This window comes from Pseudomonas sp. NMI760_13, from assembly GCF_021283245.1.
Lineage (GTDB): Bacteria > Pseudomonadota > Gammaproteobacteria > Pseudomonadales > Pseudomonadaceae > Aquipseudomonas > Aquipseudomonas peradeniyensis.
The window spans coordinates 89,761-102,289 of record NZ_JAJSRC010000010.1 but is presented as its reverse complement, the minus strand read 5'-3'; the positions used below and the strand labels follow the sequence as shown (position 1 = coordinate 102,289).

Below are 12,529 nucleotides of genomic sequence, written 5' to 3'. Positions count from 1 at the left end.
TCAACACACCGGCGTGATAGAATGCCGCGCTCCTTCGGGAGCATGGATAGTGTGTCTGTCATCATTTCATGTTGTTGACAGATCAATGAGGACGCTTGGCCAGTCGCCTTGCCCTGAAACCTGCACAGCACCGCGCCAGGACTATGAGACTCAAACCCGCTTTATTGCTGCTCTGCCTGACCCTGCTGCCGGCGCTCGCGCCCGCGGCCGAGAAGACCGTGTACGGCCTGAACGAATACGCCCGCCTGGGCGACCTAGACCTGGAAGTGGCGGCCAAGCTCGACACCGGCGCCAAGACCGCCTCGCTCAGCGCCCGCGACATCAAGCGTTTCAAGCGCAACGGCGAGAGCTGGGTGCGCTTCTACCTGGCCATCGACGCCGCGCACAAGCACCCCATCGAACGCCCCCTGGCCCGCGTCAGCAAGATCAAGCGCCGCGCCGGGGACTATGATGCCGACTCGGGCAAGGCCTACACTGCCCGCCCGGTCATCGAACTCGACATCTGCATGGGCCAGACACGACGCACCATCGAGGTCAACCTCACCGACCGCAGCGCCTTCCAGTTCCCGCTGCTGATCGGTTCCGAGGCCCTCAAGCACTTCGGTGCGCTGGTCGACCCAAGCCTTAAATACGCGGCCGGCAAACCTGCCTGCGCCACCGAAGCTCCCAAAGCAGAGTAATTCCGATGCGCTCTCTTACCCTCCATCTGAAAGTCCTGATCACCGTCCTGGTAGTGCTGGGCATCGCGATCACGGCCTACCAGATCTTCGCCCTCGGCATCCCGGTGACCGAGGACGAGACCGACGACCTGTGGAACATCGACGCCAAGGTCGAGTTCGTCGCCAGCGCCAAGGATCCGGTCAAGGTGCAGATGTTCGTGCCCCCGCTGAACCGTGACTACGTGAGCCTCAACGAGAGCTTCATCTCCAACAACTACGGGGTCAGCGTCAACCGCGCCGACGGCAACCGCAAGGTGACCTGGTCGGCCCGTCGCGCCAGCGGCAACCAGACCCTCTACTACCGGCTGGTGCTGACCAAGCGCTACAGCAACGAAAAGACCAAGATCAAGGGCCCGACCTTCCGCGACAGCCTGGCCGTCGAGGGCCCGGAGAAGATCGCCGCCGAAGCGCTGATGGCACCGATCCGCCAGCACTCGGCCGACGTCGAGACCTTCGTCAGCGAAACCATCAAGCGGGTCAACAATGCCAGCGACGACAACGCCAAGCTGCTGCTGGCCGGCGACAATTCGCCCATGAAAAAAGCCCAGATCATCGACCTGCTGCTGTCCATTGCCCACGTGCCACTGGAGAAGGTCCACACCATCCGCCTGGTGGCCGACACCCCGCAGAGCCCCGAACTGTGGCTGCGCAGCTTCAATGGCAACGACTGGCTGTACTTCAACCCGGAGACCGGCGAGCAGGGTCTGCCCAGTGACCGCCTGCTGTGGTGGACCGGCGACGACAACCTGATCACCGTCGATGGTGGCAAGAAAGCCAACGTCACCTTCAGCATGAACAACAGCGAGATGAACGCCATCCGCCTGGCCAAGCTGACCGACGAGAACACCGACGCCGACTTCCTCGAGTACTCGCTGTACGGCTTGCCGCTGCAGACCCAGCAGACCTTCATGATCATGGTGATGATCCCGATCGGCGTACTGGTGATCCTGGTGCTGCGCAACCTGATCGGCATCCAGACCCTGGGTACCTTCACCCCGGTGCTGATCGCCCTGGCCTTCCGCGAGACCCAGCTGGGCTTCGGCATCATCCTGTTCACGGTGATCACCGCCCTGGGCCTGTCGTTGCGCTCGTACCTGGAACACCTGAAACTGCAAATGCTGCCACGCCTGTCGGTGGTGCTGACCTTCGTCGTGGTGCTGATCGCGGCCATCAGCCTGTTCAGCCACAAGCTGGGCCTGGAGCGCGGCCTGTCGGTGGCACTGTTCCCGATGGTGATCCTGACCATGACCATCGAGCGCCTGTCGATCACCTGGGAAGAGCGTGGCGGCGGCCATGCCATGAAAGTGGCCGTCGGCACCCTGTTCGCCGCCTCTATCGCGCACCTGCTGATGACCGTGCCGGAAGCGGTGTACTTCGTCTTCACCTTCCCGGCGGTGCTGCTGATCCTGGTGGGCTTCATGCTGGCGATGGGTCGCTACCGCGGCTACCGCCTGACCGAGCTCGTGCGCTTCAAGGCATTCCTGAAGAAGGCTGACGCCTGATGTTTGGCCTGATCAAGACGTGGAAAGCCCTGGAGGCCCGGGGCATCATGGGTATCAACCGGCGCAACGCGGACTACGTGTTGAAGTACAACAAGCGCCACCTGTACCCGATCGTCGACGACAAGATCATCACCAAGGAGCGCGCCCTGGCGGCCGGCATCCATGTGCCGGAGATGTACGGCATCATCGAAACCGAGAAGCAGATCGAGAAACTCGACGAGATCATCGGCGGACGCAGCGACTTCGTCATCAAGCCGGCCCAGGGCGCCGGCGGTGACGGTATCCTGGTGATCGCCGACCGCTTCGAGGACCGCTACCGCACGGTCTCGGGCAAGATCATCAGCCACGAGGAAATCGAGCACCAGATCTCCAGCATCCTCACCGGCCTGTACTCGCTGGGCGGGCACCGCGACCGCGCGCTGATCGAGTACCGGGTCACCCCGGACCAGATCTTCAAGAGCATCAGCTACGAAGGCGTGCCGGACATCCGCATCATCGTGCTGATGGGCTACCCGGTGATGGCCATGCTGCGCCTGCCGACCCGCCAGTCCGGCGGCAAGGCCAACCTGCACCAAGGCGCCATCGGCGTGGGCGTGGACCTGGCCACCGGCCTGACCCTGCGCGGCACCTGGCTGAACAAGATCATCAGCAAGCACCCGGACACCACCAACGCGGTGGACGGCGTGCAACTGCCGAACTGGGACGGTTTCATGAAGCTCGCCGCCAGCTGCTACGAGCTGTGCGGCCTGGGCTACATCGGCGTGGACATGGTCCTGGACCAGGACAAGGGCCCGCTGATCCTCGAGCTCAACGCCCGCCCCGGCCTGAACATCCAGATCGCCAACGACTGCGGCCTGACCCAGCGCACCCACGCCATCGAGGCGCACCTGGAGATGTTGGCCAAGGAAGGTCGCAGCGAGGATGCCGAGCAGCGCGTGAAGGTCTCGCAAGGGCTGTTCGGGCACGTCAACCCACTGTAACCGCGCTCCATGTAGGAGCGGCCTTGTGCCGCGAAAGGGCCGCAAAGCGGCCCCGACAATCTCTGCATCAACGCGGAAATCCCGGGGGCTGCCTTGCAGCCCTTTCGCGGCGCAAGGCCGCTCCTACAGGGGGATTGCGCAAATCCGGATGGCGAATGTCGTTGCCAGCGCTAGGCGCATTCCCCCCACGGGTCTACAATCGCCCACCTCGCTTGTTCATCGCCGTCCATCCTGATGCCGACCTGTACGCTCCACCCCCTGCCCTACCAGCCCGACCCTGCCTTCTACTTCGAACGCCTGCGCCGCGCGCCCGGCGCGACCCTGCTCGACAGCGCCCGCCCAGGCGCCGAACGCGGCCGCTACGACCTGCTCAGCGCCTGGCCGCTGCAGCAGTTGCAGGCACGCCCCGAGGAAGACGGTCGCGACTACCTGCAGCGCCTGCGCCAGGCCCTGGCCGACCTGGGGACGGCACAACTGCCCGAGGGCATCGAGCTGCCGTTCGCCGGCGGCCTGATCGGCTACCTGAGCTACGACTTCGGCCGGCGCCTGGAGCAGCTGCCGACGCATGCGGTCGACGACCTTGGCCTGCCCGACGCCCGGCTGGGGCTGTATGCCTGGGCACTGGTGTCCGACCATCGGCTGTGCAGCAGCCAGCTGGTGTTCCACCCAAGCCTGCCCGAGGACGAGCGGCAACGGCTCATCACGTTGTTCGAGGCCAGCACCCTGGGCGATAGCGGTGACTTCCACCTGCTCGCGCCGATGACCGGTGATCTTCGCCCCGAGCAATACCGGGCGGCGTTCGACCAGGTGCAGCGCTACATCCAGGCCGGCGACTGCTACCAGATCAACCTCACCCAGCGCTTTCGCGCACCCTGCCAGGGCGACCCGTGGCACGCCTACCAGGCCCTGCGCGCCGCCTGCCCGACGCCGTTTTCCGGCTACCAGCAGCTGGATGAAGGCACGGCGCTGCTGAGTTTCTCCCCCGAACGCTTCATCCGCGTCAGCCAGGGCGCGGTCGAGACCCGCCCGATCAAAGGCACCCGCCCACGCGCCGCCGACCCGGCCGAGGACGCGCGCAACGCCGCCGAGCTGCTGGCCAGCCCCAAGGACCGCTCGGAAAACCTGATGATCGTCGACCTGCTGCGCAACGACATCGGCCGTACCTGCCAGACCGGCTCGGTGAAGGTGCCGGAGCTGTTCAGCCTGGAGAGCTACCCCAACGTTCATCACCTGGTCAGCAGCGTGGTCGGCCGCCTGGCCGCCGACAAGGACGCCCTGGACCTGATCGCCGGCAGCTTCCCCGGCGGCTCGATCACCGGCGCCCCGAAGATCCGCGCCATGCAGATCATCGACGAGCTGGAGCCGGCGCGCCGGGCGCTGTACTGCGGCTCGCTGCTGTATGTCGATGTGCGCGGCGAGATGGACAGTTCCATCGCCATCCGCAGCCTGCTGGTCAAGGATGGCCAGGTCAGTTGCTGGGGTGGCGGCGCGGTGGTGGCCGACTCGGACTGGCAGGCCGAATATGAAGAGTCGATCGCCAAGGTACGAGTGCTGATGGAAACGCTGCAGGCCTTGTGATCGGCGGCGCCTGCTTCGCGGGCAAGCCCGCTCCGACAAGGCCTGCGCCACTGCCGGGATCACTCGACACCTGTGGGAGCGGGTTTACCCGCGAAAGGGCCCGCGCAGGCAGCACAAACCCTTGAGATAAACGTCTGCCCCGCCATTTTTTGTTACCATCTGACCACTACGAGCGCACAGCGCCACTCAACCGATGGAAACCGCCTGATGAGCCAACCCTTCGACGTCGCCGCCCTGGCCGCGACCTACGCCAGCAAGTCCCCGCAGGAGATCCTCAAGCTCGCCTTCGAGCATTTTGGCGATGACCTGTGGATCTCCTTCAGCGGCGCCGAGGATGTGGTGCTGGTGGACATGGCCTGGAAACTGAACAAGCAGGTCAAGGTGTTCAGCCTCGACACCGGCCGCCTGCACCCGGAGACCTACCGGTTCATCGACCAGGTGCGCGAGCAGTACAACCTGCCCATCGAGATCCTCAGCCCGGATCGCGACAAGCTCGACCCGTTCGTCAAGGAAAAAGGCCTGTTCAGCTTCTACAAGGACGGCCACGGCGAGTGCTGCGGCATCCGCAAGATCGAACCGCTGCGCCGCAAGCTGGCCACCGTCAGCGCCTGGGCCACCGGCCAGCGCCGCGACCAGAGCCCCGGCACCCGCAGCCAGGTGGCGGCGCTGGAGATCGACAGCGCCTTCTCCACCCCGGAGCGCACCCTGTACAAGTTCAACCCGCTGGCGCAGATGACCAGCGAGGAAGTCTGGGGCTACATCCGCATGCTCGAGCTGCCCTACAACAGCCTGCACGAGCGCGGTTTCATCAGCATCGGCTGCGAGCCCTGCACCCGGCCGGTGCTGCCGAACCAGCACGAGCGCGAAGGGCGTTGGTGGTGGGAAGAGTCGACGCAGAAGGAGTGCGGGTTGCACGCCGGCAACCTGATCAGCAAGGCTTGAAATAGCTGGGGCCGCTTCGCGCCCCTTTCGCGGCACAAGGCCGCTCCTACAGAGGGTTACGTTTCCCTTGTAGGAGCGGCCTTGTGCCGCGAAAGGGCCGCAAAGCGGCCCCAGCTATTTCAGATCAGTGCACCGGCAGCTCGACCCCTTCGAACAGCTCTTCGAGCTCCTGCTTGTTATGGCACTGGATCGCCTTGGCCATCACCTCACGGGTCAGGTGCGGCGCGAACTTCTCGATGAAGTCGCACATGAAGCCACGCAGGAAGGTGCCGCGACGGAAGCCGATCTTGGTGATGCTGGCCTCGAACAGCTCGCTGGCGTCCAGGCACACCAAATCGCTGTCGAGCTTCGGGTCGACCGCCATCTTGGCCACGATGCCCACGCCCAGGCCCAGGCGCACATAGGTCTTGATCACGTCGGCGTCGGCGGCGGTGAATACTACCTTCGGCGTCAGGCCACGGTGATTGAACGCTTCGTCGAGCTTGGAACGGCCGGTGAAGCCGAACACGTAGGTGACGATCGGGTACTCGGCCACCGCTTCCAGGGTCAGCTTCGGCAGCTTGGTCAGCGGATGCCCCTGGGGCACCACCACGCAGCGGTTCCACTTGTAGCACGGCATCATGATCAGGTCGCCGAACAGCTCCAGTGCCTCGGTGGCGATGGCGAAGTCGACGGTACCGTCGGCCGCCATCTCGGCGATCTGCATCGGCGAACCCTGGTGCATGTGCAGGGCGACTTCCGGGTACTGCTTGATGAAGTTGCTGATCACCGGCGGCAGCGCGTAGCGCGCCTGGGTGTGGGTGGTGGCGATCGAGAGGGTGCCCTTCTTCTCGTTGGAGAATTCCTGGGCGATCTGCTTGATGCTTTCGACCTTGCGCAGGATCTCGCCGGCGGTATTGATGATGCGCTCGCCCGCCGGGGTGACGCGGGTCAGATGCTTGCCGCTGCGGGCGAAGACCTCGACGCCCAGCTCGTCCTCGAGCAGGCGAATCTGCTTGCTGATACCCGGTTGGGAGGTGTACAGGCTCTGCGCCGTCGCGGAAACGTTGAGGTCATGGTGCGCCACTTCCCAGATGTAGCGCAGTTGCTGAAGCTTCATAGATATCCCTCAAAGGCGGTAGGTCACCGGCGCGCCGGCAGCGACGAGTTATAACTATATTAGTGGCTTGAGAAATAAATCTAGAACTATTTTGTTACGTTCGCTGGAAAAAGTCCTACCGCTAGGTTCACGATTTCCTACGTCCAAGATGGTGAGCCAACGGCACCATGTACACCGGCACCGGTGACAGTTGCAGCAGCCGCACCGCCGTGCGGCCGATCGGCACATCCACCCCCGCGCCGGCGCTGTGGCTGCCGAAGATCAGCAGGTCGACCGACAACCGCTGGGCCTGCTCGAGGATCACCTGGGCCGGATCGCCCTGGCGCACCCGCACCGCGCGGATCAATGCCAGGTCGGCCGGCTCGGTCATCTCGTCGCGAAAGTTCTCCAGCACCCGCTGCTCGATATTGGCCATGACCGTGTTGACGCCCTCGCTGTGCAGCGCATCGAGGGTCTGCTCATCGAGGTAGCTCTGCAGCAACGATTCGGCGAACTGGCCCATGGGCTCCACGGCATGAATCACATACAGCTCTGCGTTGAAGGTCCGCGCCAGGGCCAGGGCGTGCTGCATGATGAAGGGCGCATAGACACCGAGGTCAGTGGCAAACAGCATGGAACGGATCATTCGACCTCCTCGACTGCCGCGACGGCAGAGCAAGCTTGAGCTTAGCAGCGCCATCGGCGGTCGCCTGGCCGTCCGGCGCACAGCCGCCGCGGGCTTCAGGCCTGCCGATTACGCCGGTCGATGAACGCCAGGGCCTGGTACAACGCCTCCATGCGCGGCAACGCGCAACCGGCCGCGCGGGCCCGGGCCAGGGGCTCGGCATAGATCGCCTGCAGCTCCAGCGGCCGCTGCTGGACATGGTCGTGGTACATGCTCGGCCAGTAGTCCGGCATCTTCTCGGTGATTCGGAACAGGTGCTCGGCATAGCCCGCCGGCAGCTCGCGGCCACTGGCCTTGGCGCCCGCCACCACTTCGGCCATCAACGCCTGGATCAGCGCGCGGCTGTCGGCATCGCCCATCAAGGGCGTGGTGCTGGCCTGCAGCAACACCGAAAGGCCGTTGTAGGGCACGTTCCACACCAGCTTCTGCCAGCGCGCCTGATCGAGGTCGGCCATGGCCTGGGAATCGATGCCCGCGGCCCGGAACAGCCCGGCGCCCTCCTCCACCACGGCAGCCCCGCCGTCCTGCGCAGGACCACTGTGATAGCCCAGGTTCACCGCGCCCAGCGACTGGTGGCGGATAACACCGAGGCCCTCGCGATTGACGCAGATGAAGCACAGGCCGCCGAGCAGGTGCAGGTCCGGGCGCAAGGCCGGGCGCAACTGCTCCTCGACGCCAAGGCCGTTCTGCAGCAACACCACCCGGGCATCGGGCGCCGCGGCCTGCACGATCAAGGGCGCCAGCTCCGCGTTGCTGGTGGCCTTGGCACCCACCAGCAGCCAGTCGCAGGGCGGCATGTCGGCGGCAGAGGCGTAGGCCTGCACCGGCATGTGCACCTGGCCATGCACCGCGCTGTCCAGGCGCAGCCCCTGCTCGCGCACGGCCAGGTATTCGCTGCGCAACAGAAAGTGCACGTCGAAGCCGGCGCGGGCCAGCATCAGGCCGTAGAATCCACCGATTGCGCCGCTGCCGATGATGCCGATGCGGGGATTGCCAATGCGAGGGTCGAGGGACGCCATGCCGTGCTCCTGAGCGAGAGTCATTGTTGTGGGTCAGCCACTATACCCGCGTGCCGGCCATCGCGACCAAATCCTCCCAGCCGACATCGAACCGCCCGCAAACGCCACCCGATGGGCAAAAACCCCGTATCGACGGGCCCCAGCCCATTGTCGCGCCCCCGCTAACGCGCTAAGGTTCGGCCTCCCCGCTGCGAATAATCTGCTGCTGGGCCGCACGGGGATCGCTGGCGGCCGGCACCCGTGACCTGACGAGTAACACGATGGCTGATTTACCGATCGATGACCTTAACGTTGCCTCCAACGAGACCTTGATCACCCCCGATCAGCTCAAGAAGGAAATCCCCCTCAGCGCCAAGGCCCTGCAGACCGTGACTGCCGGCCGTGAAGTGGTGCGCAACATCCTCGACGGCAAGGATCATCGCCTGTTCGTGGTGGTCGGCCCCTGCTCGATCCACGACATCAAGGCCGCCCACGAGTACGCCGAGCGCCTGAAGGTGCTGGCCGAGGAAGTCTCCGACACCCTGTACCTGGTCATGCGCGTGTACTTCGAGAAGCCGCGGACCACCGTCGGCTGGAAAGGCCTGATCAACGACCCGTACCTGGACGACTCGTTCAAGATCCAGGACGGCCTGCACATCGGTCGCCAACTGCTGCTGGACCTGGCCGAGAAGGGCCTGCCCACCGCCACCGAAGCGCTCGACCCGATCTCCCCGCAGTACCTGCAGGACCTGATCAGCTGGTCGGCCATCGGCGCCCGCACCACCGAATCCCAGACCCACCGCGAGATGGCCTCGGGCCTGTCCTCGGCGGTCGGTTTCAAGAACGGCACCGATGGCGGCCTGACCGTGGCCATCAACGCCTTGCAGTCGGTGTCCAAGCCGCACCGATTCCTGGGCATCAACCAGGAAGGCGGCGTGTCCATCGTCACCACCAAGGGCAACGCCTATGGCCACGTGGTGCTGCGCGGCGGCAACGGCAAGCCCAACTACGACTCGGTCAGCGTCGCCCTGTGCGAGCAGGATCTGGTCAAGGCCAAGATCAAGCCCAACATCATGGTCGACTGCAGCCACGCCAACTCCAACAAGGACCCGGCCCTGCAGCCGCTGGTCATGGAGAACGTCGCCAACCAGATCCTCGAAGGCAACCAGTCGATCATCGGCCTGATGGTCGAGAGCCACCTGAACTGGGGCTGCCAGGCGATTCCGAAAAACCTCGACGAACTGCAGTACGGCGTGTCCGTCACCGATGCCTGCATCGACTGGGCGGCCACCGAGAAGACCCTGCGCAGCATGCATGCCAAGCTCAAGGATGTACTGCCCAAGCGCCAGCGCGGCTAAAAGACGTGCAAACGAAAACGCCGGGCAATGCCCGGCGTTTTCATGTGTGCCGTGTCAGGCCTTGCTCGAATGCCGCTGCTGACGCTCCATGTAGCGCTCGACGTAGGAGCACGACGGGATCACCGTGTAGCCCATCTGCTCGGCGTACTCCAGCGCCCTCTCGGTGAGTGCGGCGGCAATCCCGCGACCGCGCAGGGCATTGGGGACGAAGGTGCGATAGATGTCCAGCGTCTGCTTGCCCAGGTCCATGTACGTCAGATAGGCCCGGTGACCGTCCACGGTGGTCTCGAACTGATGACCGGCCTGGTCATGGTGGATGGTCAGCGTTTCGCTCATCACTACTCCTCGCAGGTCTTGTCGGCAGACCCTTACCTTACCGATATGGTTTATCCGGCGGAGGAACCTCTACGCCACCTGTTGCCCCTTCGACAGCAGCGCGACCGGGATCGTTCTGCATCGATGGCCCCCTCAAATAGTAGGCGGCACCAGCGAGAATGCTCAAGCTGTGCAGAATGAAAATGCTGACAGCCATCCGCCCGAGGCCCGGCAACAGCAACCGGATGTTCAAGGGCTAAGACGCCGGTCGACAGTTAAAGTCACCCTTAGTTCAACAAAAAAGTTCCTGTACTACAATCGCTTGCGAAGGCTGGCCAGGATTTTCACACTTTGTTTACAAACCCCGTCGCCGGGGCCGTCCACAGCATTTTTTTTGCAGTTCTTGCGCTCAGTCAGTTTACTTACTACAAGTAATGGGTACTATGTACGCCGGCCAGTTTCTCTTTTCCGAGAGATGGCTATTTAATAGAAAGTCCTTGAAGGGGAACACGATGAACAACGTTCTGAAATTCTCTGCTCTGGCTCTGGCCGCAGTTCTGGCTACCGGTTGCAGCAGCGTATCCAAAGAAACCGAAGCTCGCCTGACTGCTACCGAAGACGCAGCAGCTCGCGCCCAGGCTCGTGCAGACGAAGCCTACCGCAAAGCTGACGACGCTCTGGCAGCTGCTCAGAAGGCTCAGCAGACCGCTGACGAAGCCAACGAGCGCGCTCTGCGTATGCTGGACAAAGCCAGCCGCAAGTAATAATCCTCACGGATTGTTATGGAGCCGACCCACTTGTGGGTCGGCTTTTTTATTGCCTGCAAAAAAGCCAGGTGATGCCGCCCAAACAACTGGGGCCGCCTGGCGACCCACCCCGGGACAAGCCTATGCCTAAAGGCATGGCGTTTACCGTACCTGTAGGAGCGGGCTTGTCCCGCGATGGGCCGCAAGGCGGCCCCAAAGTGCCCCGCTAGTTGCCAGCGGGCAATCGCTTACTGCAGTTCTGGCGGAATGCTCGACACCATCGGCGCGCTTGCACCATTGGTTGGCACGGCGATCTCGACCGGCATGCCGTCTTCGGCCGCCACCACATCGCGAACCATGTCCCAGTTCATGCGCAAGTTGTTGGCCAGGTCTTCACGCTTGAGCAACGCATTGATGACCGCGGTGTGCTTGTCGACCACCGACGGATTGCCGTGGTCGTCCAGCGGTGTATGCGCCTCGAGATAGACCTTGCCGGCACTGATGCCGAACTTGTACGGCTCGTTGATGATGCGCACCGGGGTACCCACCGGAACCATCTTCGACAAGGTCAGCACGTTGTTGTTGAGCATGCGGAAGCAACCGTGACTGGTGCGCATGCCGATGCCGAACTTCTTGTTCGAGCCGTGGATCAGGTAGCCCGGTACACCCAGGGTGAACTTGAACGGCCCCAGCGGATTGTCCGGCCCTGCTGGCACCACCGTCGGCAGGATGTCGCCATCGGCGGCGTGCTCGGCGCGAATCGAGGCTGGCGGGGTCCAGGTCGGGTTCGGCGTCTTGGCGGTAATCTTGGTGTTGGCGATCGGCGAACCCCAGCCCTCGCGACCAATACCCAGCGGGAAGGTGTGCACCACGTTCTGCCCTTTCGGGTAGTAGTACAGGCGATATTCGGCCAGGTTGATGACGATGCCTTCACGCGGGCCCGGCGGCAGGATGTAGCGGGTCGGCAGGACGATTTCGGTACCGGCGCCCGGCAGCCAGGGGTCGACGCCCGGGTTGGCGGCTATCATCTCGAGGTAGCCGAGGTCGTTGGCGGTGCCGATGTCGGCGAAGGTGTCCTCGTACTTGGCCTTGATGGTATGGACCTGGCCGACGACGTCTTCACCGGGAGCTGGCAACGGCAGTTCCAGCGCAACAGCGGGGCCTGTCGCCAGCAGGGCGGCCAGGGTCAGGCTACGGGTGACGGCGGGAAAGCGCGGCAACATCCGGGAAATCCTTCGAAAGATCAGTCAAGACAACGATTGTACACCCGCGCCCAAACGAGCGGGAGGCGCAAGCGTTTCAGATGATGAAAGGCGCTCAGAGTTCCGGCCACACCGGGCGCATGCCGCGCCGCTGGGCATCGAGGATCGCCCGGCACAGCGGGCACAGGCGCTCGTCGCGGTAGATCGCCCGCTCCACACCCGACCAGCGCGGCTGCGCCGGGAGCAGGCCACCGCACAAGGTACGGTCGACCGGCACGCCCAGCTCGAGCTGGCGGGCGGCCAGGTGGATGCGCACTTCCTGGCAGGCAAACAGGTCGAGCTGCTCATCGGGCTCGATCAGTTGATAGGCGTACAGGGACCAGGCGGGGCGCGGCATCGGGGGCACTCGAAACGGGGGGCGCAACA

General features: G+C 64.1%; 13 protein-coding genes. 7 read left to right on the top strand and 6 right to left on the bottom strand.

Annotated elements, in window-relative coordinates; all coding sequences use genetic code 11:
- Positions 1 to 143 precede the first annotated feature (143 nt).
- The 5 genes from rloA to LU671_RS13230 all read left to right on the top strand — a co-directional run bounded on the left by rloA (position 144) and on the right by LU671_RS13230 (position 5,721).
- Positions 144 to 680 (top strand): retropepsin-like aspartic peptidase RloA, encoded by a 537-nt coding sequence (rloA, locus tag LU671_RS13250; protein WP_110738108.1) that lies wholly within the window; start codon positions 144 to 146, stop codon positions 678 to 680.
- 5 nt (positions 681 to 685) lie between these two features.
- Positions 686 to 2,221: an osmotic stress tolerance membrane protein RloB gene (rloB, locus tag LU671_RS13245; protein WP_232855878.1), complete on the top strand. Its 1,536-nt coding sequence runs from the start codon at positions 686 to 688 to the stop codon at positions 2,219 to 2,221.
- Positions 2,221 to 3,201: an alpha-L-glutamate ligase-like protein gene (locus tag LU671_RS13240; protein ID WP_028692610.1), complete on the top strand. Its 981-nt coding sequence runs from the start codon at positions 2,221 to 2,223 to the stop codon at positions 3,199 to 3,201. Before rloB ends, LU671_RS13240 begins: the two co-directional genes overlap by 1 nt.
- 234 nt (positions 3,202 to 3,435) lie before the next feature.
- Entirely contained in the window at positions 3,436 to 4,779 is a 1,344-nt protein-coding gene (gene pabB, locus LU671_RS13235) for an aminodeoxychorismate synthase component I (protein WP_232855877.1), read from the top strand.
- Positions 4,780 to 4,986: 207 nt separating this feature from the next.
- Complete coding sequence (locus tag LU671_RS13230) at positions 4,987 to 5,721, top strand: phosphoadenylyl-sulfate reductase (protein WP_050705067.1); 735 nt, start codon at positions 4,987 to 4,989, stop codon at positions 5,719 to 5,721.
- A 124-nt stretch (positions 5,722 to 5,845) separates the two neighbouring features.
- Here LU671_RS13230 and cysB read toward each other — a convergent pair whose 3' ends face one another.
- The 3 genes from cysB to LU671_RS13215 form a co-directional block, all read right to left on the bottom strand.
- On the bottom strand, positions 5,846 to 6,820 hold the full coding sequence (gene cysB, locus LU671_RS13225) for an HTH-type transcriptional regulator CysB (RefSeq protein ID WP_011533140.1): 975 nt from the start codon (positions 6,818 to 6,820) through the stop codon (positions 5,846 to 5,848).
- Between the two features lie 127 nt (positions 6,821 to 6,947).
- Entirely contained in the window at positions 6,948 to 7,445 is a 498-nt protein-coding gene (locus LU671_RS13220; protein WP_110738113.1) for a universal stress protein, read from the bottom strand.
- Positions 7,446 to 7,540: 95 nt separating this feature from the next.
- Positions 7,541 to 8,503, bottom strand: coding sequence for a putative 2-dehydropantoate 2-reductase (locus LU671_RS13215; RefSeq protein WP_232855876.1), 963 nt, complete (start codon positions 8,501 to 8,503; stop codon positions 7,541 to 7,543).
- A gap of 260 nt (positions 8,504 to 8,763) precedes the next feature.
- Between LU671_RS13215 and LU671_RS13210 the strand changes: the two genes are divergently transcribed.
- A complete protein-coding gene (locus LU671_RS13210) occupies positions 8,764 to 9,840 on the top strand; it encodes a 3-deoxy-7-phosphoheptulonate synthase (RefSeq protein WP_028692615.1) in 1,077 nt (358 codons plus the stop codon).
- A 54-nt stretch (positions 9,841 to 9,894) separates the two neighbouring features.
- Here the strand turns inward: LU671_RS13210 and LU671_RS13205 are convergent, their stop codons facing one another.
- Entirely contained in the window at positions 9,895 to 10,176 is a 282-nt protein-coding gene (locus tag LU671_RS13205) for a GNAT family N-acetyltransferase (protein WP_203647366.1), read from the bottom strand.
- Positions 10,177 to 10,667: 491 nt separating this feature from the next.
- Here LU671_RS13205 and oprI point away from each other — a divergent pair, with 491 nt between their 5' ends.
- Positions 10,668 to 10,919, top strand: coding sequence for an outer membrane lipoprotei OprI (gene oprI, locus LU671_RS13200; RefSeq protein WP_003259780.1), 252 nt, complete (start codon positions 10,668 to 10,670; stop codon positions 10,917 to 10,919).
- Positions 10,920 to 11,149: 230 nt separating this feature from the next.
- On the opposite strand, the gene LU671_RS13195 is transcribed toward oprI, so the two are convergent.
- Positions 11,150 to 12,124, bottom strand: a complete 975-nt coding sequence (locus LU671_RS13195; protein ID WP_203647368.1) for a L,D-transpeptidase family protein — start codon at positions 12,122 to 12,124, stop codon at positions 11,150 to 11,152.
- Between the two features lie 94 nt (positions 12,125 to 12,218).
- Positions 12,219 to 12,500, bottom strand: a complete 282-nt coding sequence (locus LU671_RS13190; RefSeq protein WP_028692618.1) for a hypothetical protein — start codon at positions 12,498 to 12,500, stop codon at positions 12,219 to 12,221.
- Positions 12,501 to 12,529: the final 29 nt, after the last annotated feature.